The sequence below is a fragment of the Mesorhizobium robiniae genome, assembly GCF_040545535.1.
GTDB classification, from domain to species: domain Bacteria; phylum Pseudomonadota; class Alphaproteobacteria; order Rhizobiales; family Rhizobiaceae; genus Mesorhizobium; species Mesorhizobium robiniae.
Genome location: NZ_JBEPMC010000013.1, coordinates 111,642 through 128,841, shown reverse-complemented (window position 1 = coordinate 128,841; position 17,200 = coordinate 111,642). Strand labels below are relative to the sequence as shown.

At 60.1% G+C, this 17,200-nt stretch carries 19 protein-coding genes; 15 read left to right on the top strand and 4 right to left on the bottom strand.

The window, feature by feature from the left end; all coding sequences use genetic code 11:
* Positions 1–35 precede the first annotated feature (35 nt).
* Positions 36–401, bottom strand: a complete 366-nt coding sequence (locus ABID19_RS28835) for a hypothetical protein (RefSeq protein ID WP_006205841.1) — start codon at positions 399–401, stop codon at positions 36–38.
* Positions 402–512: 111 nt separating this feature from the next.
* Positions 513–965: a helix-turn-helix domain-containing protein gene (locus ABID19_RS28830; protein ID WP_006205840.1), complete on the bottom strand. Its 453-nt coding sequence runs from the start codon at positions 963–965 to the stop codon at positions 513–515.
* A 646-nt stretch (positions 966–1,611) separates the two neighbouring features.
* Here ABID19_RS28830 and ABID19_RS28825 point away from each other — a divergent pair.
* Complete coding sequence (locus tag ABID19_RS28825) at positions 1,612–1,953, top strand: hypothetical protein (RefSeq protein WP_263804973.1); 342 nt, start codon at positions 1,612–1,614, stop codon at positions 1,951–1,953.
* A 147-nt stretch (positions 1,954–2,100) separates the two neighbouring features.
* On the opposite strand, the gene ABID19_RS28820 is transcribed toward ABID19_RS28825, so the two are convergent.
* Together ABID19_RS28820 and ABID19_RS28815 are read right to left on the bottom strand one after the other, a co-directional pair.
* Positions 2,101–2,703, bottom strand: coding sequence for a thermonuclease family protein (locus ABID19_RS28820; RefSeq protein WP_263804974.1), 603 nt, complete (start codon positions 2,701–2,703; stop codon positions 2,101–2,103).
* Complete coding sequence (locus tag ABID19_RS28815; protein ID WP_263804975.1) at positions 2,703–3,275, bottom strand: hypothetical protein; 573 nt, start codon at positions 3,273–3,275, stop codon at positions 2,703–2,705. The genes ABID19_RS28820 and ABID19_RS28815 overlap by 1 nt, the downstream gene beginning before the upstream one ends.
* A gap of 55 nt (positions 3,276–3,330) precedes the next feature.
* Between ABID19_RS28815 and ABID19_RS28810 the strand changes: the two genes are divergently transcribed.
* The 14 genes from ABID19_RS28810 (at position 3,331) to ABID19_RS28745 (ending at position 17,186) form a co-directional block, all read left to right on the top strand.
* Positions 3,331–4,182 carry a lytic transglycosylase domain-containing protein gene (locus ABID19_RS28810; protein ID WP_263804976.1) on the top strand — a complete coding sequence of 284 codons (852 nt, stop codon included), beginning with the start codon at positions 3,331–3,333 and terminating at the stop codon, positions 4,180–4,182.
* A 12-nt stretch (positions 4,183–4,194) separates the two neighbouring features.
* Positions 4,195–4,503 carry a TrbC/VirB2 family type IV secretion system protein gene (locus tag ABID19_RS28805; RefSeq protein WP_006205835.1) on the top strand — a complete coding sequence of 103 codons (309 nt, stop codon included), beginning with the start codon at positions 4,195–4,197 and terminating at the stop codon, positions 4,501–4,503.
* Between the two features lie 5 nt (positions 4,504–4,508).
* A complete protein-coding gene (locus ABID19_RS28800; RefSeq protein ID WP_040583984.1) occupies positions 4,509–4,817 on the top strand; it encodes a VirB3 family type IV secretion system protein in 309 nt (102 codons plus the stop codon).
* A gap of 1 nt (position 4,818) precedes the next feature.
* Entirely contained in the window at positions 4,819–7,230 is a 2,412-nt protein-coding gene (locus tag ABID19_RS28795; RefSeq protein WP_263804977.1) for a VirB4 family type IV secretion/conjugal transfer ATPase, read from the top strand.
* Positions 7,194–8,105: a hypothetical protein gene (locus ABID19_RS28790; RefSeq protein WP_354494172.1), complete on the top strand. Its 912-nt coding sequence runs from the start codon at positions 7,194–7,196 to the stop codon at positions 8,103–8,105. The genes ABID19_RS28795 and ABID19_RS28790 overlap by 37 nt, the downstream gene beginning before the upstream one ends.
* 11 nt (positions 8,106–8,116) lie before the next feature.
* Positions 8,117–8,830 carry a type IV secretion system protein gene (locus ABID19_RS28785; protein WP_263804979.1) on the top strand — a complete coding sequence of 238 codons (714 nt, stop codon included), beginning with the start codon at positions 8,117–8,119 and terminating at the stop codon, positions 8,828–8,830.
* 226 nt (positions 8,831–9,056) lie between these two features.
* Positions 9,057–10,127 carry a TrbL/VirB6 family protein gene (locus ABID19_RS28780; RefSeq protein ID WP_263804980.1) on the top strand — a complete coding sequence of 357 codons (1,071 nt, stop codon included), beginning with the start codon at positions 9,057–9,059 and terminating at the stop codon, positions 10,125–10,127.
* A gap of 13 nt (positions 10,128–10,140) precedes the next feature.
* Positions 10,141–10,872: a VirB8 family type IV secretion system protein gene (locus ABID19_RS28775; RefSeq protein ID WP_263804981.1), complete on the top strand. Its 732-nt coding sequence runs from the start codon at positions 10,141–10,143 to the stop codon at positions 10,870–10,872.
* Complete coding sequence (gene virB9 / locus ABID19_RS28770) at positions 10,869–11,705, top strand: P-type conjugative transfer protein VirB9 (RefSeq protein WP_263804982.1); 837 nt, start codon at positions 10,869–10,871, stop codon at positions 11,703–11,705. Before ABID19_RS28775 ends, virB9 begins: the two co-directional genes overlap by 4 nt.
* Positions 11,689–13,047, top strand: a complete 1,359-nt coding sequence (virB10, locus tag ABID19_RS28765; RefSeq protein WP_354494171.1) for a type IV secretion system protein VirB10 — start codon at positions 11,689–11,691, stop codon at positions 13,045–13,047. Before virB9 ends, virB10 begins: the two co-directional genes overlap by 17 nt.
* Positions 13,013–14,059: a P-type DNA transfer ATPase VirB11 gene (virB11, locus tag ABID19_RS28760; RefSeq protein WP_263804984.1), complete on the top strand. Its 1,047-nt coding sequence runs from the start codon at positions 13,013–13,015 to the stop codon at positions 14,057–14,059. Before virB10 ends, virB11 begins: the two co-directional genes overlap by 35 nt.
* The gene (locus ABID19_RS28755) at positions 14,049–16,364 is read left to right on the top strand and encodes a type IV secretory system conjugative DNA transfer family protein (RefSeq protein ID WP_263804985.1); all 2,316 of its coding nucleotides are present in this window, start codon (positions 14,049–14,051) and stop codon (positions 16,362–16,364) included. Before virB11 ends, ABID19_RS28755 begins: the two co-directional genes overlap by 11 nt.
* A gap of 220 nt (positions 16,365–16,584) precedes the next feature.
* The gene (locus ABID19_RS28750) at positions 16,585–16,908 is read left to right on the top strand and encodes a type II toxin-antitoxin system RelE/ParE family toxin (RefSeq protein WP_263804986.1); all 324 of its coding nucleotides are present in this window, start codon (positions 16,585–16,587) and stop codon (positions 16,906–16,908) included.
* Complete coding sequence (locus ABID19_RS28745; RefSeq protein ID WP_006205593.1) at positions 16,905–17,186, top strand: helix-turn-helix domain-containing protein; 282 nt, start codon at positions 16,905–16,907, stop codon at positions 17,184–17,186. Before ABID19_RS28750 ends, ABID19_RS28745 begins: the two co-directional genes overlap by 4 nt.
* The last annotated feature ends 14 nt before the right edge of the window (positions 17,187–17,200 follow it).

Below are 17,200 nucleotides of genomic sequence, written 5' to 3'. Positions count from 1 at the left end.
TTGCCATTGAGGGCCACGCCGTCGGCCCGCCGCCTTCAATGGGAGAGATTTCGCGACGAGAGCTTTCCAAATCCCCGTTTCAGATGGCTTGCCAGCTCCTGGCGCACATCATCAGGCCATTGCTCCATCCCAACGCAGTTCACTTCGGCGGCAACCAGCGACCAGTACAGCAGATCCGCGTGTCGTCCTTCGAACAGAGCCGCCACGATGAACTGTCCGATCACCAACGTGATCGTCTCGGGCTTGCCTTTCTGCCGTAGAAAATCCGAAACCTCTTCCACCCATGGTTTCGGGTGGCAATCGACGAACGCGGCCGCTTCCTTATAAAGCGCATCGTCCGCTGCGACTTGCCAGATATTCGCTCGCATCGTGAACCCTTCAGCAACATAACGCCATTGCATCGACGCTGGCGGATTTCTTGGTGCGAGTCAAATAAATATAGAATAGATTTTCTGCCAATCGTAGCAAATTAATCTACGCTGGTTGTTTAGCAGCTTCTACTTTTCTTGTATCTACTGGTTTGCCCTGCGCCCCTTTTTGGCCGGAGGCAGCCGCTTCTTCTCGGAGGTTGCCCCAGCGGGGCTGGCGGCCTCTTTCAAAGAAGGAACACCACTGAACTCCGTCATCGAGCGCTTCACAGCACGCGTGGCCTCTATATGCCGCGCAATCTCGGTAAAGCTGAAGCCAAACGTCTCGATGTCCCGCTTCACGCTGTCGTCGTCGCCAGTACGACCAATGAGCGTCCACACCGGAACCTTCAAGTGCCGCGCCAGCCGCTCCAGCGTGACGAATGTCGGGTTCCCCTTCCCCGTCCGCAACTGGTAGAGCGTGCCGCGCGATAGCCCCGTAGCGTCGGCAAAACTCGCATAGTCCGGGTACTCATTCTCGATTTGGCGAAGTCGCAGCGCGAGCAGGATCGAAAGCCAACCATCGCTGTCTTCTGTCTTGTTTTTAAATATCGGCACAGCTGCCCCCCCTGCTTATCGGTCGGAATATGACGGCCATTTTTTGCAGAATGTCTAGTGCTCAGGGCTTGTAGCCGAAACGATAACTCATTGCCCTATTAAAGTGTCGCGGCATCCTCCCCATACTCCCGCAAAGTGACGGCGTACAGGTTATGACCCGCCAAATCGTTCCAGATGCACGATAGCATTTGACGATCTGCATTGCCTTTTGACAATGAATAATTCAATGAGTCCGGCTTGGATGTCCTGGCATCCGGAGGGACAACCCTGATCTCTACACTTGCGGCAGGCAGACCCTCCAATCGTTGCCCGACCACTTCGAATGACTTGGTTCAGGTCACGCCCTACGATGCCACGCTGACCACTGCTGATCTGGTGTAGGCGAGACCTCAACAGCGATGGTTCTGGCGATTACGCTCAAGACGGCGCCGCAAGGCTCGGCCCCGGGACCAATCTCTATCCCTGTTTGAGATGGGAATGCCGCCGGGTAATACTCTGAAGCCGATACCGCCAAAAACGGCACCATGCTCGCAAGCCGTCGAAAAACGCTTGATCCATGAGGGGCTACCTATCTCCACTGATCATTATAATGACGATCAATCTGTGATATTATAATGATCAACATCGAAATAGGAGACTCTCTGTCATGTTCATGAGGTTCGCGTTTGCAATTTTCGCCGGCGGCGTGCTCGCTTTCTTCGCCCTGCCCGATCACGAAGCCAGCCTTCGCATGCTCAGCTTTTCCACTGCTTTCTTGATCTTGTCCCTCGCCGCCGTCTGTGTCATCGAGTTTCTAAACCGCAGTATCGAACGTTATCGTCTTCGGTCGTCGTTGCAACCGTCGCCATGTGATGACGATCTTCCTTTGCATGACGCTGCAAAAGTCGAGCGCTCCGCCTGGTCAACGTCCGGCGTCAACCCCAAGGAGTCGAAACTAGCCTGGCAGTACCGCGTCAACGATCAGCGCCTTGGCCGCTTCAAACTCTAACAGGCTCTCCTTGCCAGGATCTGCTCAATCACGCACATAGACGAGCCTGCCGTACCGTCAGGTCTGCGATCTCGCTTGCCGTGGCGTTCGTGATGTGGCGGCGGCCTCAGCGGCATGTCAGGCATGATCCAACCCGCCGGGGACCGGTTATCGATTTGCAGGCGGATTCGAAGACTGACCAGCCGCGTTAGATGCGTTGCGGATGTTGTGGAGGATGATGGCATTCGGATCAGGAACGTTGGCGAACTGCCACAGGCCAAGGTGCTGCTTTTTAGCGACCTCCTGCGCGACAATATAGGGAGCATGAACCGGAGTGCCGTTCGGAGTGATGGCCGCAAAGGCCCATCCTGTTGAGATCAGCGCCGTGCCGAGATCGATGCGAGAACCGGCCGCGGATCCTGATACAGGCTGTGCAACGCAGACGACGAAGCGCGTTTTGGTCGCGACTTGCCAGGCGGCCGTGTAGCACTGGGGTTTGAGATCCCGGATAAGAGAGACGAGCATGGCGAGGCTGGCCTCGCCGCAATCGACACGCCCCCCTGCCGCATTTGTGAAATAAGTGCCTCGCAGGCAGGCTTGAACGCCGTAGAGACGGTGGGTCTCGCCGGCATAGGTCCAGGTGTCGCCGGTGCTGAAAGATGCTGTGGCAGGGATCTGAAACCAGGGATTGGGTTTGTCCTCGGCCAGTGCCGGAACACTGGCGAGGACGGCCGCGAGAAGGCCAACAACGGCTGAGAAGCCAGGCTTCATTATTGATACCTGCTCAGATCGAACCAGAAGCGCTGTTTGCCGTCTGTGGTCGTGAGATCGAGATAGTTTGGCTCCGTCCTCTTCTCGCGCGGCGTCACGGCGGATGTTGGACGCGCACCGGAACCCGAGCCTCTCGAGTAAGTGCCCCACGAGGCATTCGTTGCATTGCGCGGCGCGCAGAAAGCGCCGTTGCTGTCGGGCTTGTAGACAGTTTGTGAGCGAGAGCTGTTGTCGCTTCCGCCCGATTCGGTCTCGGGCGAGACGGCGATCGTGCCGTCCGGGCAGGGTTTGAATTTCTCATATCCGATACGACCGGAGCTGCCGGCCTCGGGGCACTGAGGCCAGGGCTCCCCATGCGCGACCATACGGAAAGCGCGCTCGACCGGAGGCACACATTCCCCGACGCTCGCCCAACCCTGCGGGTTGAGGATGCACAGCAAAACCTTGCAGCCAAAATCATTAGCATGGGCCGGCGCCACCGACAGAGCCGACAAGGTCGGCAAAAACGCCACAACGGAAAGAACCCTGCTCATTTTCATTGCGCCAGCCTCATTTTCGCGATTGCGGTTCATCGATTCATTGTATTAATTCAGCATTTCAGAATCGGCAACGGCGCAGATTATTTTAATGATTCGATCCCGCAAAACAGTACTGGCCGTGGGTGCGATCGTGGTGATGTGCCAGGCAGCGTCTGCGCAGGAAGCTTCCGGGAAGTTCCAGGGCAACGTCACGGCACCTGCTGGTCGCATCGTCAACGCGACTGTCGACGCAAAGGGCCGGGTGATACCGGCCTTTGAGGTTGGCAGCCATGACGTGCAGCGGATCGGTGCGGCGGGAAGCGCTGACAGCGCGGCCGCTACGGTGACATCGACCAAGGTCGACAACCCCTGCCCCGGCGTCGCTGCCCTGTCGAAGGAAGAGGGACAGCGTATCGTCGAAACGGTCGCGCGCCAGCAAGGCTTTGCCCCGCCGCTCGTCCTCGCGGTTGCCCGGGCCGAAAGCCGCTTCAATTCCGGCGCGCTATCGTCCAAAGGTGCCTATGGCCTGATGCAGCTTCTGCCGTCCACGGCAGCAAGCTACGGGGTCGATATCTGCGATCCCGCGGATAATGTGAAAGGTGGGATCGGCTTTCTGCGGGATCTGCATCGCAGATTTCCGAACCCGATATACATGCTCGCCGCCTACAATGCCGGCGAGGTCGCGGTTCTCAAATACAAGGGCGTGCCGCCCTACTCCGAGACGGTTGGCTACGTCGCCAACGTCATCAACGATTTCTACCAATGGCCATCGGTCGGGTCTGAGGCAGTGATGCCAGGTGGGGCGGTGAGCCTTGACCTGGCAGGCGTTCAACCGGCTGCGGCCGGCGCGGCGGATCAACAAAATGTTCCGCGCACCAACTCCCGCAATGGCGGCACCACGACGTCTCGCGAAGCGACGGCGTCGGTCTGGCAGGGCGGGATGGTGCAAAACTTTGACTGAGGAGAAGCTTTGATGACCATGTGGAAGATGATTGCGACACGCAGCGCTGGTGTGGCGATGCCGCTCATGCTCTTGGCAACGCAGGCGATGGCCGGAGGCGGAAATCTCCAGCCGGTGCAAAGCACGTTGCAGACGTTGGTGCAGACCCTGACCGGGCCGATCGCGACGGCTTTGGCGGTTCTGTTCTGCATTTTCATGGGCTTCATGGCCTGGGCGGCACGCCTGTCATGGTTTGTGGCTGGAAGCTGGGTCTTGGGTATCGTGCTGGTCTTCGGCTCGGCACAGATCGTCGAATTCTTTCAATCCGCGGTCGGCAGGTGATCGGCGTGGCAGACGGCCGGATCGATCCTGGCGAGCCCAGGTTACTGATCACCCCTCTCGTCAAGGGCCTGACCCGAGCGCCGACGGTGCTCGGCATCCCCTACGAGCTAGCGGGGTTCATCGGCGTGCTGACCGCCGTCGTGTTCCTTGCAACCCATAATCTGATCATGCTCTGCATCTGCGTGCCGCTCTATGCGGTTGCCAGGATCGCGATCATGCGCGATCCCATGTTCATCGAGATCATGTTCATCCGTTCACGAAAGATGCCGCCCCGGAGCGCCAGCTTCTGGGGGGCGCGCAGTTATCGGGTGTGACGTGGCGATCGCACGGGCTCTTCGCGATGAACTGAGTTTCGGGGCCGTATCTCGTCGGGAGAACCCGGTTTCGGCCCATATACCCTACTCGCGGCATGTGTCCGACGAGGTGATCAAGACGCAGGACGGCATGTTGATGTCCTTCGTTCACATGAGCGGGCTGTGCTTCGAGACGATCGATATCGCCGAGATCAATTCGCGCCTGCTCGGTCGCAACGATCTCATTCGGGGGTTGGCGAATTCCCGCTATGCGATCTACTCGCATATCCTGCGCCGCGAGGTGAAGCCGGCGATCGAGTCGAGCTTCGAGAATAAGTTCTGCCAAGAGCTGGACCAGCGCTATACGGCGGCCCTGCGCACCCAGCGCATGTTTGTGAACGACATCTACCTGACGATCGTGCGGCGCGAACTGCAGGGAACCGTCGGGACAGCGGATCTGGTGATCCGCAAGCTTTTGGGACGCAGGGCGGCGGACGGTCGCTCTTCGAGCGAGGAGCGGTCGCTGATCGAACTCACGGACGTGATGAAAGCCGTCCGAGAGAGCCTGCAGGCGTATGGCGCGCGGGTTCTGACCGTCGTCAAGCGCAACGACGTTTGGCATTCCGAGCCGCTGGAGTTCCTGGTGCAGCTTGTCAATGGCGGCTGTCCGCGGCCCATGGCACTGCCGCGCATGAAGCTCGCGGAGGCGCTGGCGACCAAGCGGCTGTTCTTCGGCCCGAATGCGCTGGAAATTCGCGGGGCGTTCACTGGCGAAACGCGATACGGCGCCATCATTTCGGTAGGCGAGTACCCTTCCATTACGGGACCGGGGATGCTCAACCCAATGCTGAAGGTGCCGCACGAATTCATCGTGACGCAATCCTTCGCCATCATCGACAAGCCCCAGGCGCTGACCCAGATGGAGCGGGTCGGGCGCAAGATCGACATGTCGGATGAAGCCGGCTCGATCGTCGCCGATCAACTCGGCGAAGCGCGCGATGAGCTTTTATCTTCGGAAGCGCTCTATGGTTTGCATCATCTGACGGTGCTGTGCCTCGGGAAAACCATGGACGACGTGGCGCGCTGCGTGACCGACGTCGGTACCGCGCTGACGGAGGTGTCCGCCCTGTGGGTTCGCGAGGACCTCAATTGTGAACCAGCGTTCTGGGCCACCCTGCCCGGCAATTTCGCCTATGTGGCGCGCAAATCGATGATCTCATCGAAGAACATGGCGGGCTTCTCGGCTTTCCATAACTATCCGAGCGGCCGGGCTGGTGGGGTGCATTGGGGAACGCCGATAAGCGTGCTCGAGACGACGTCGCAAACGGCCTACTTCTTCAACTTCCATGTTCGAGATCTCGGCAACTTCACCCTGAACGGTCCCTCGGGCTCCGGCAAGACGGTGCTGCTCGGCTTTCTCGCGGCACAGGCGCAGCGCATCACGCCGCGCCCCAAGTTGGTCATGATCGACAAGGACCGCGGCCTGGATATCTTCGTGCGGTCGCTTGGCGGCCGCTATGAGGTTCTCAAGGCCGGCGAGCCTTCCGGCTTCAATCCGTTGCGGCTGCCTGATACGCCGCACAACCGGGAATTTCTCTTCCAGCTTTTCAGTTTCATGCTGCGTCGCGCCGACGGACACGCCCACTTGACGCGCGAGGAGCAAGTCATCCGCAACGCGATCGCCCAGGTGGCAAGCGCACCGCCCGAAGGTCGAACAATGGAGGAGTTCGCCGAGCTGTTGCGTGGTGCGATGCGCGCCGGCGATGACGATCTCTATTCGCGTCTCCAGCCATGGATGAGGCCCGATCAGCGCGGTTGGTTGTTCAACAACGCTGAAGATTCGTTTTCGATGTCGTCCATTTTTGGCTTCGACATGACGAGCGTGTTGAGCGACGCAACGACCAGCACGGCGGCCTTGCTCTATATCTTCCATCGCATCGAGGAGCTGCTTGACGGGCAACCGGTCATGATCTTCCTCGATGAAGGCTGGAAGCTCCTGGACAATGATATTTTCAGCTACTTCATCAAGGACAAGCTGAAAACCATTCGAAAATTGAATGGCATCATTGGCTTCGGCACACAGTCTGCGGCGGATATCGTGAAATCGTCGATCGCCAACACGCTGATCGAACAGACGCCGACCAATATCTTTTTCCCCAACCCGAAGGCAGATGAGGAGTCGCACAGGGCGTTCGGGCTGTCCGAGCGCGAGATCAAATGGATCCGCGAAACCCCGCCGGAAGCCCGCAAATTCCTGATCAAGCATGACCAGGACAGCGTCATTGCGCGCCTTAATCTGGGCGCGATGCCTGACGCGATCAAGATCCTCTCCGGTCGAATTGAGACGGTCCAGGAGCTCGACGCACTGCGCGCGCGGGTCGGCGACGATCCGCAGGTTTGGTTGCCAATCTTTCTTGGGAGGGACCCGGAATGAATGCCATCGTTGGCGCGACGGCCGCCGTTGTGATGATTTTCGCCGGATCGATGGCGATGGCGGCCGTGCCGGTTTCTGACAGCTCTATTCTGTCGCAGCGAAGTGAGGACAAGGCCGACAAGGTTCAGATCAAGCTGATCCAGGAGGACACGAAGTCCGCGACGCAGGGCGTCAAATGCTCGGTGACGACCCCCAAAAAGGCGCAGAACGTGACGAGCCCCAAGGCTTCGGTCGATCCCGCGAGTGGCCGGGCCTCCCTGGAACAGGTCAATCCCGACGTCAAGGGCTCAACGGCGTTCGCCTCGACCGGAACGGGATCAGGCGCTGTCGGCGGCAATGCAGGCGAACGAAGCCTTCTGGACAGCACCGGCCAGGTGGCCGGCGGGATGAATGGCAGCATGTCGACCGTGGGTCCCAACAAGCAGGTCTTCGAGACCATGGGCCAGGATATCGGGACCGACCAAACGGTCATGGAAGCCTTCGACCGCAATAGCGCAATCCGAGCCCAAGGCGGACTGACCTTCAACGAGGTGATCCAGGCAACTGGGTTCTTCGCCCAAGCTTTCAACGTGCGAAACATCGGCACGGCCACACTGACAAGCCGGGGATCCTCCGGCCTGGTGGTGCCCAATCCCCCGCCCGCGCCGCCTGGCCCGGGCGGCTCGACGAGCTGTCCCGGAGGGACGAGCGGCGGCACGGCCGCCAACACGTGCTGCCCCTCGACGGACAGCGCATGCCCGGTGCCGCGCACGACCGACACGGTTGAAAACGTGTCGCCCATGCTTTCGCAAATCCAACGGGACGCGAACAGCGCTCCCGTGACCATGACGACCGACGAACTGATGTCGGCCGTCAAGCAATATCAGGCTCAATAGGAGAAAACGCTATGCGTGGAATTCCGTTAACAGCGGTACTCTTGCTTGGCTTTGGCGGCATCGCCATTGCCCAGGTGCCTACGATCGACGAGGCCAATCTGGAACAGGCTCGGCAGATTGCATCGGCAACGAGCGAGATCCTCAGCACCGACCGCAACATCATGAACTATACGCAAGCGACGCTCCAGGCCGTCACGGGCGACCGGTCGGGCGAGGCTGGTCAGCTCGCGCAGATCGCCTTGGGCAATGGTGGCTTCTCCATGGGAAGCGCACCTTCGCTTGGTAGCGTGATCTCGGGCGGCTCATTGTCGTTTGCCGGCCTCGGCAACGGATCGCAGGGAATGGTTTCAAACCTGATCAACGGCCTGCAGCTGGTGAAAACCATTTCGGGTCTGATCAATGGTCAGACGACGCAGATGGATAAGAACTACAGCGCCCTGGTGAACGTCGCGGCCACGGTCACCGGGCTGGTGGACTCCTCGCAAAATGGGGTGAAGACCCGTTCCAGCGCTTTTCAGTCGGGCGCTCAGAGGATCGGCACGGCGCAGGACATCAAGGGCTCGATCGATCAGAACAGCCAGATAATGGTACAAACCGGTCTGACCGTGAACGAACTGATCGGCGCGGTGAACACCGCCACGGCGGCCGCCAACCAGGAAAACATCGATCGTATGAACCTGATCACCCAGGCCACGCGGGGGCTCGAATACAAGTCCGGCCAATGACGGTGCGCTTGCTTCTATCAGTGGCCGCCCTCATTGGCGCTCTCGCGACCTCGGGGTGCGGCCACAAGCCCCTCAAGGCTCCATGCTCGCGCGACGAGGGACCGATGCAGCCGATGGCGTTTGCGGCGCCCGAACCAAGAACAGAAGCGAAGAAGTCATTCGAGTGCGGTCCGATGAAGGCACTCAATAGCGATCCATCGCTGTTTACAGGCGGGACGGCGAACAAATGAATTTCAATATCACGACGCTTCTGCAACAGGTCGACAAGTTCGGCAATAACTACGTATCGCAAGCCTACCAGAACCTCGCGTCGGCCCTGACCGGCGGGGGACAGGTGGGTGTCGCCGGCCTGATGCTGACGCTGTACGTGATATTCTGGGCCATCAGCATCTGGCAGGGAACCTCGACGGGATCGGGAAAAGAGATGGTCTGGCGCCTGTTTCGCGCCTTCGTCATCTACGCTCTGGCGACCAACTGGGGGGACTTTCAAACATATGCGTATTCGTTCGCCAATGACACACCTTCCGCGATCGGGAACAGCCTTCTCACGAGTGTTTCGGCCAATGTGACCGGGACATCAGCCGGGCTGAACTCCGTCAACTCCGTGCAGACGGCCCTGCAGAATATCTGGGATTCGCTCGCCAACTCCACGTCCGCCTTTATCAAGAGCCTTGGGGTGTTGAACTTCGGCGGCTACGTGCTGGCGGCGATCATCCTTGTCGTTGGCGCGCTGCTCATCGGTTATGCGATCTTCCTCATCATCCTGTCGAAGATCTTTCTTTGGCTTTTGCTGGCGCTCGCCCCAGTGTTCATCATTCTCATGCTGTTCGGCTACACAACCCGGTTCTTCGCCGGCTGGATAACCGCGATCGTGCAGTACATGTGTGTGCAGATTCTGGTGTACGCCTTCTGCGCCTTCTTCATCTCGATCACCCAGACCTATTTCGACGCGGTCAACCGGTCGAACGGTGCTGCGACGACGACCTTGACCGAAGCCGCGCCGCTGATCCTGATCTGCCTCGTCGGCGTGCTGCTGCTGTCGCAAATCACCAACGTTGCCGCCTCGCTAGCGGGCGGAATTGGTATTGGAACGCCTTCGTTTGGGCGCTTCTACGGCGGCGCCTTCGCGGCGATGGGCCAAGCCGGTCAGCGCAGGCTGATGGGACGCTTGGGCTGGAGCACGCGGCCGGAACGCCTGGCGGGTCGCGAGCGGGCGCGCGTCAGTCTCGCACAAAGAAGGTACGAGGATTCAGCGGAATATGCGCGGCTTTCCCGAAAGCTGACGGATCCCGCATAGTCTTGGGGCACCAATGAGCGATGTGAAGGAAAACGCTGGGGCACCGGCGAAGGAAACCCAGTCTCCTTTGCCGTACTATGTGGATGCGGCAATCTGGGAAAAAGATATCGCGCGGCGCAATCGTTGGTCGCGATCGCTGGCGTGGTGTGTGGCGAGCGTCGCCTCGGTCATTGCCGTAGCAGCGGTGGGCGCTCTGATCCTTGCGCTGCCGCTCAAGACTTATGAGCCCTACATGGTGGTGGTCGACAAATCCACCGGGTTTGTCGAGGTCAAACGGCCGCTGGCCGACGGGCCTTTGCAGCAGGACGAGTCGATGGGGATGTTCGATATCGTCCGTTATGTGAAGGCTCGCGAGACTTACGATCCGAAGGCGCTGAAGGACAACTTCGATCTGGCGCAATTGCTGAGCGCCGGCGATGCCTCGAGGGAGCTCGTCGAGCTTTTCAGCCCGGCGAACAAGGTGACGAATCCCGTGGTGCTGTACGGGCGAAACACCGTTGTGGCTGTGACTGTGAAGTCGGTGACGTTTCCTAACCAAAGGACCGCCCTGGTCCGTTTCATGACGGAGGAAAAAAGCCAGGCGAACACGGTGCAGCGGCATTGGGTGTCGTTGATCCGGTTCCGCTACACCGGCGTGCCGGCCAAAAACGAGATCCGCTTTCAAAATCCGCTTGGCTTCCAGGTGCTCGAATATAGGCGCGATCAGGAGACGGCGCCGGCACCCACCGCGGAGACACCGCAATGAAGATCGCCGGCATCCTGATGGCAATCTGGCTCGGCGTTTGCGCGGTTCACCCGGCCCTTGCCGAACAGACCCCTCGGGCGGGATCTCGTGACAGTCGTATTCGCTTCGTCTGGTATCAGAAGGACGATGTGGTGTCGGTGCCCGCCAGCTATGGCGCCTCGACCATGATCGAATTCGGCGATGACGAGAAAATCGAAACCCTGGGCGCTGGCGACGTCCCGGCCTGGAGCATCGAGCCCAACAAGAAGGGCAATGTGCTGTTTGTGAAGCCGATCGAGAAGAACGCGGGCGGGAATCTCAATGTCCTGACCAACAAGCGCAGCTATGTGTTCTTCCTCAACGGCGAATTTCGGCCGGTTGCACAACAAGTCTACGCAATCAAGTTCCGCTATCCCGAAGAGGCGTCGGGCGCAGCGCTGATGGACGAAGCCCAGGCCCGGGCGGCTCAGCCGAACCGGCAGGGATTCAAGGCCGAAAACGCCAACTCGTCCTATGCCTATAAGGGGTCGTCGGCCAATAAGCCGCTCGTGATTTACGACGATGGCGTGAAGACCTGGTTCCGCTTCGATCCAGCAAGGGAAGTGCCGGCGATTTATGTCGTCGACAGCGAGCGCAATGAGACCCTTGTGAACTATCGCCGCGAGGGCGCGTACATCGTCGTCGACAAGGTCAACTACCAATGGACCCTGCGCAACGGCAACGACGCGACCTGCGTCTTCAATCTGAGGCTGAACAATGTGAACGAACCGACCGGGATTGAACCTTACGAGCCGCAACGTGTCGGCGGTGGGACTGTTCGGAAAGTCAGGGGACCCGATGCCATCTCCCAATGAGTACAGAATGCTGGCTGAGGAAGGCACGGCGGTCGCCGCGCCAAAATTCGGAGCGACGACATTCTTCAGGATCGCGGTGCCGCTGGGTGCGGTGCTGTTCGCCGGCTGGATGATCTATGCGGCGACGCGTGCGCCAGACAGGCCGCTGTTGACGGCGTCGGATGGCGAGGAGTTTCACACCACACAGTTTCCCGCACCAGGGCTCGATACGCCGCGCCCCCAGCTTGATAACGGCACCCTGAAAATCCCGACGGCTCCCGAGGAGCCGCCGGCAGCGCCGGCACAGCCACCGTCGGCGGTCGAGGCGCCGCCTCCCCCTCCACCGGCCCTGCAACCGCCCGCAGCTCCACCACAGGTGCAGGATGATTCCGAAGCCCGTCGTCTGGCTGAGGAAGAACGGCGCAGGCAGGAAGAAGAGGAGCGGCGCAAATGGGAGCGCTTGCGCGCCAAGCAGCTCGTCGTCGATAGCGGCGACGCGCCTGGCAGTGCATCAGCACTGGCCGCCAATGGAGCGGATGCCGCGGCGCCTGGAAACGCCAGCGAGGGCGAGGAGGACCCCAACCGGCGTTTTTTGGCAAGGGCGAGCCGGAGCGGAGCGGATACATCGAAGGCCACGATGAACCCGCGCACGGACGCTCTGGTCGCCCAAGGGACGATGATCAAGGGCGTGCTCGAGACCGCCATCCAGAGCGATCTTGCAGGCATGGTTCGGGCCGTGGTTTCGGAGGATGTGTGGTCGTTCGACGGCCGCAGGGTTTTGATCCCCGCTGGCTCCCGCCTTATCGGTGAATACCGCAGTGGCCTCGCAACCGGCCAAACGCGGGTGTTCATTGTGTGGACACGCCTGCTTCGATCGGACGGCATGTCGGTGCAGCTCGGCTCGACCGGCACCGACGAGCTCGGTCGGAGCGGTATGCCGGGCGAGGTCGACAACCATTATTTCGAGCGCTTCGGCTCGGCGATCCTTCTGAGTGTCGTGGGCGGCGCGACGCAGTTCATTGCCAACCTTGGCAATGACCAGAACGGGTCGAACACCAATCAGACCTATACGGATCCGCAGACCGGACAGACGGTAACAATCCAGACGCAGCCCAACCAGCACATGCAGAGCGCGCGCCAGATCGGCGCGCAACAGGTCTCGCAAAGCCTCAACCGCATTGCCGAAGAGGCGCTTCGCAATTCGATCAATATCGCGCCCACGATCCATGTCGACCAGGGGTCGCGCATCATGGTGTTCGTCCGCCGGGACCTCGATTTTTCCGAATTCTATCCGGACCCGGTGCGCGAGGCGTTGAGGGAGATCCGACGTGAACGGGCAGCAAAGAACCGTCTTTCTAAATAAGGCGCTGGAGCCCGTGCGGCGCTGGCTCGACGACGATCGCGTGGTGGAAATCTGTGCAAACGGGCCTGGACGGGTGTGGGTCGAAATCGTCGGCTCGACACATATGGAGCCCTTCGACGTGCCCGGGCTCGACGGCGCCGCGATCACCTACCTCATGGAACGTATAGCCGCATCATCCTCGCAGTCCGTCAGCGAGGAAAATCCCTTGCTTTCGGCCGCCCTGCCGGGCGGCGAACGCTTTCAGGGCGTGCTTGCGCCGGCGACACCGGCAGGAGGCGCCTTCGCAATCCGCAAGCAGGTCATGAAGGAAATGCGCCTTGAGGATTATCGGAAACGTGGGTCGTTCGATACGATCTCCGTCCAGGATCCCGGCGAACTGAGCGAGACCGACAGCGCCCTTTGCGAATATCTCGACGCCGGCAAGATCGAGGATTTCCTGCGCCTGGCCGTGCGGGAACGGTATTCGATCTTGCTTTCAGGAGGCACGTCGTCGGGCAAAACGACCTTTCTGAACGCGATTTTGCACGAGGTACCTTCGGATGAAAGGATCCTCACCATTGAAGACACGCGAGAGGTCAAACCACACCAGCCCAACTATCTGCCGCTGGTCGCGTCAAAGGGCGATCAGGGCCTAGCGCGCGTGACCGTTGAAACGCTGCTGCAGGCGGCAATGCGCCTGCGGCCGGATCGAATCTTCCTGGGCGAGATCCGGGGAGCCGAAGCCTATTCGTTCTTGCGCGCCGTCAACACGGGTCATCCCGGATCGATTACGACGATCCATGCGGACAGCCCGGCCGGTGCGTTTGAGCAGTTGGCATTGATGGTCATGCAGGCTGGGCTCGGTCTGAGCAAGGCGGAGATCATCGATTACGTGCGGTCGGTTTTGCCGATTGTGATCCAACAGACGCGCCGGGGCGGCTGGCGCGGTACTTCGGCGATCTGGTTCAACCGCATGACTGAATGGAGAGCCGCCAGAAAGGTTCCCCAGGATGTCTCGCGTATTGGCCTATAGACTTTTCCTCGGCCTAATCGGTCTCGCTGCTTTCTTTGCCCTTTGGAGCCTGGCTTACGAGCTGGTGGCGACATGGCGGTGGGATCCCGCCCTGCCTTCTGAAGGAGCCTCGCGCTGGGGGCTTTTGCGGTACCAGAACGCGCAACGCAGCCTGAGCGGCCTGTTCGTTGCCTGGCAGCACTTCAGTCAGCGCTTGGCCTATCATCCCACGCAAAGCGAGACGATCATCCGCGGCGCGGTCGCGGTCGCAATTGTCGTGGCGATCGGCGTCGGCTTGATCTTTGCAAGCCTGATCAACCGCAAGCCAAAGCACTACGGCGATGCGCGGTTCGGCACAATCATGGACGCCGAAAGGAAAAACCTGCTGGCAAAGCAAGGCTTGATCCTCGGCAAGATGGGCGGGGCGACGATCCGCTCGGACGATCCCGCGCACGTCCTCGTGGTCGGGCCGACCCGATCCGGCAAGGGCGTCAGCTTTGTCATACCGAACGGGTATATGTGGCGAGGATCCTCGGTGTGGTTCGATCCGAAGCGGGAGAACTTCGAGGCGTTCGGTGCACACCGGCAGGCTCTCGGCGACAAGGTCTTTTTCTTTTCGCCCGGCGAGCAGGATTCGCATCGCTATAATCCGCTGGATTTCATCCGGCGCGATGCGCGCATGCCGACGGACTGCGCGGTGGTCTCCTCCTTCATCATCCCCGAGGCGACAGGAAGTTCCGAGATCTGGGCGCGCGCCGGCCGGCAGCTGCTTTCGGCCATGATAGGTTATGTGCTGACGTCACCACGCTATGAGGGGCAGCGTCATTTGCGCGCCGTCGCGATGCTCCTTTCGACCGGTGTGGATTTTCTCAGGGTGCTGACGAATATCCGCAATGACGAGGAAAAATATCTGCCTTCGTGGGTCGTGCACGGGCTCAACCAGTTCATTGCGCTGGAAAAGGAAACGCGAAACTCGGCCTACTTCAACCTGACGGCGGCTCTCAACCCCTGGACCAATGATCTCGTTGCAGCCGCTACGGCGTCGACCGATTTCGATATCTCGAAGTTTCGCAAGGACCCGACGGCTCTCTTCATCGGCTGCTCGGTGGCGCAGCTCGACGTGTTCCGGCCCATCATCAAACTCCTGGTTCAGCAAATCCATGATGTGCTGATGGCTTCCTCGCCAGGTCCTGACGAGCCTTATCAGGTCCTGGTGATGATCGACGAGTTTCGCCAGCTCGGCAAAATGGAGTCTATCGTTTCCAAGCTGGCGATCAACGCGGGCTATGGCTTTCGCATGGTCCTGATCCTGCAGGATCTTGCCCAGCTTGACGAAGTTTATGGAAAAGCGACGCGGCAGACCACGGTGACCGCGTGTCAGGTGAAGCTTTTCATCCGCATGAACGACATTGAGACCTCGGAACATGTCTCTGAAATGCTGGGGCCGACCACGATCGAGGTCCCCACACCGATCATCAGGGCCGGGCAAGGTATATTTGGGGGCCGAGACAAGAGTTTAAGTTATCAGGAAAGACCGTTCCGGACGGCGGCGGAGCTTCGGCAGATGCCGGCGAAGCAGGCCGTGGTTTTGGGCTCGAGCCCCCCTGGTTTCATGGTGCGCAAGGTCACCTATTATAAGGACGCTCCCTATAAGGCGACCTACCAGCAATTTCGGCACAGGCGCTTGAAGGTTCCGCCTCTCTCACGATGGCAGGATCTTCCGCTGCGCTCCATGGCGGAGGTCGAAGCGGCGGCTAACAACGCGCCGGCAGCACCTTTCGAGTTGGGGGAACCCGATAGCGTCGAAGCGCCGGTTTCGGGCGATACAGCCTATGCCGAGGCGGTGCCGCCTGCGACTGGTGCGGCGGCTGAAAGGGCTGGTCCCGTCGGGTTAAAGCCGAAAGCAAGGAGCGACAGCGCGGACGCACCACAGGCGCTGCCAAGCTCAGGCCTTCCAACGGGCGGTGAAGCTGAAGCAAAGAGCGAGGTCGCCGCTGAAGTTCCGGAGTTGAAGCCGAAGCGGACCGATCAGACAGCCGATGCTGCGCCGCGGCCGCTTCCCACCCTTGGCCGGCGCTCGGCGCCGGCAGCATCAAAGGCGTCCGACCCGAGTGCGTCTGAAGGCAAGGCGAGTATCTTGCAATTCCAAGTCCGGCCGGGAAACAAGTCCACGTCGATCGCCGCGCTGCTCGCATCGCTCGATCAGGAAGTGGAGGCCGGCGCTCGTTCCCTGTCACCGTCAGTGGATAGCGGCGATGTCGACGGGGTACCGTCAGCCGCTCTTGAGGCGCTGCAGGATCAAATTAGACGTCACGGCGATCGCTAGGACGTGAAATTCACTTGAATACAAATGAGCGATTTGTGCCTTCGGTGCCTATGTCGAGTGTGAGAACCAGACGAAACGTCCCTAATCCGATGGCGGGCGCATCGAACCGGTTCGAGCGCCTCCCGGTTCTTGGTGGGGACGTGAGCTGATTGCTCGTCCGTAAAATGCGATTGATTTTCACTCTAGGCAGCCTGTATCAAAACCGATACAGTGCACCCCGATGAAGGTGATTGAATGGCTGGGAAACAGTCGGGCGGATGTTCGAGCGTTTCCTGACGATGCGCGGATAGAGGCCGGCTGGCAGCTCGAACTTGTCCAGCGCGGCGACGATCCCGACGACTGGAAGCCTATGCAGATCGTGGGGGCCGGCGTCAGGGAAATCAGAGTCCGGGAGGCATCGGGAGCGTTCCGCGTCATCTATCTGGCAACCCTGGAGGACCGCGTTTTGGTGCTTCACGCGTTCCAGAAGAAGACACAGGCCACATCCAAGAAAGACCTCGATCTGGCGGCTCAACGGCTAAAACGATGGAAGGCAGAACGATGAACGTAGAAATCTATGAGAACGTCTGGGACGCCCTGGCGGACACCGAACAGGAGGCAGCAAACCTTAAAGCGCGCTCGGCGCTGCTCTACGAAATTCGTAAGGCAGTCCAGCGTTGGGGCATTCCCCAGGAGGAAGCCGCCAAGCGGCTCGGCCTGACGCGCCCTCGTATCAATGATCTGCTGCGCGGTAAGCTCGCCAAGTTTTCGCTTGACGCGCTCGTCAACATCGCCGCCTCCGCTCACTTGGATATAGAAATCCGGGTGAAGGAGGTTGCATAATCACCAGGTGTCTA

What these genes read in the sequence shown, in the direction of transcription:
- ABID19_RS28835 (WP_006205841.1), bottom strand. Translation starts at nt 401, where the DNA reads ATGCAATGGCGTTATGTTGCTGAAGGGTTCACGATGCGAGCGAATATC.
- ABID19_RS28825 (WP_263804973.1), top strand. Translation starts at nt 1,612, where the DNA reads ATGTTCATGAGGTTCGCGTTTGCAATTTTCGCCGGCGGCGTGCTCGCT.
- ABID19_RS28820 (WP_263804974.1), bottom strand. Translation starts at nt 2,703, where the DNA reads ATGAAGCCTGGCTTCTCAGCCGTTGTTGGCCTTCTCGCGGCCGTCCTC.
- ABID19_RS28815 (WP_263804975.1), bottom strand. Translation starts at nt 3,275, where the DNA reads ATGAACCGCAATCGCGAAAATGAGGCTGGCGCAATGAAAATGAGCAGG.
- ABID19_RS28810 (WP_263804976.1), top strand. Translation starts at nt 3,331, where the DNA reads ATGATTCGATCCCGCAAAACAGTACTGGCCGTGGGTGCGATCGTGGTG.
- ABID19_RS28805 (WP_006205835.1), top strand. Translation starts at nt 4,195, where the DNA reads ATGACCATGTGGAAGATGATTGCGACACGCAGCGCTGGTGTGGCGATG.
- ABID19_RS28785 (WP_263804979.1), top strand. Translation starts at nt 8,117, where the DNA reads ATGCGTGGAATTCCGTTAACAGCGGTACTCTTGCTTGGCTTTGGCGGC.
- ABID19_RS28780 (WP_263804980.1), top strand. Translation starts at nt 9,057, where the DNA reads ATGAATTTCAATATCACGACGCTTCTGCAACAGGTCGACAAGTTCGGC.
- ABID19_RS28775 (WP_263804981.1), top strand. Translation starts at nt 10,141, where the DNA reads ATGAGCGATGTGAAGGAAAACGCTGGGGCACCGGCGAAGGAAACCCAG.
- virB9 (WP_263804982.1), top strand. Translation starts at nt 10,869, where the DNA reads ATGAAGATCGCCGGCATCCTGATGGCAATCTGGCTCGGCGTTTGCGCG.
- virB10 (WP_354494171.1), top strand. Translation starts at nt 11,689, where the DNA reads ATGCCATCTCCCAATGAGTACAGAATGCTGGCTGAGGAAGGCACGGCG.
- ABID19_RS28750 (WP_263804986.1), top strand. Translation starts at nt 16,585, where the DNA reads ATGAAGGTGATTGAATGGCTGGGAAACAGTCGGGCGGATGTTCGAGCG.
- ABID19_RS28745 (WP_006205593.1), top strand. Translation starts at nt 16,905, where the DNA reads ATGAACGTAGAAATCTATGAGAACGTCTGGGACGCCCTGGCGGACACC.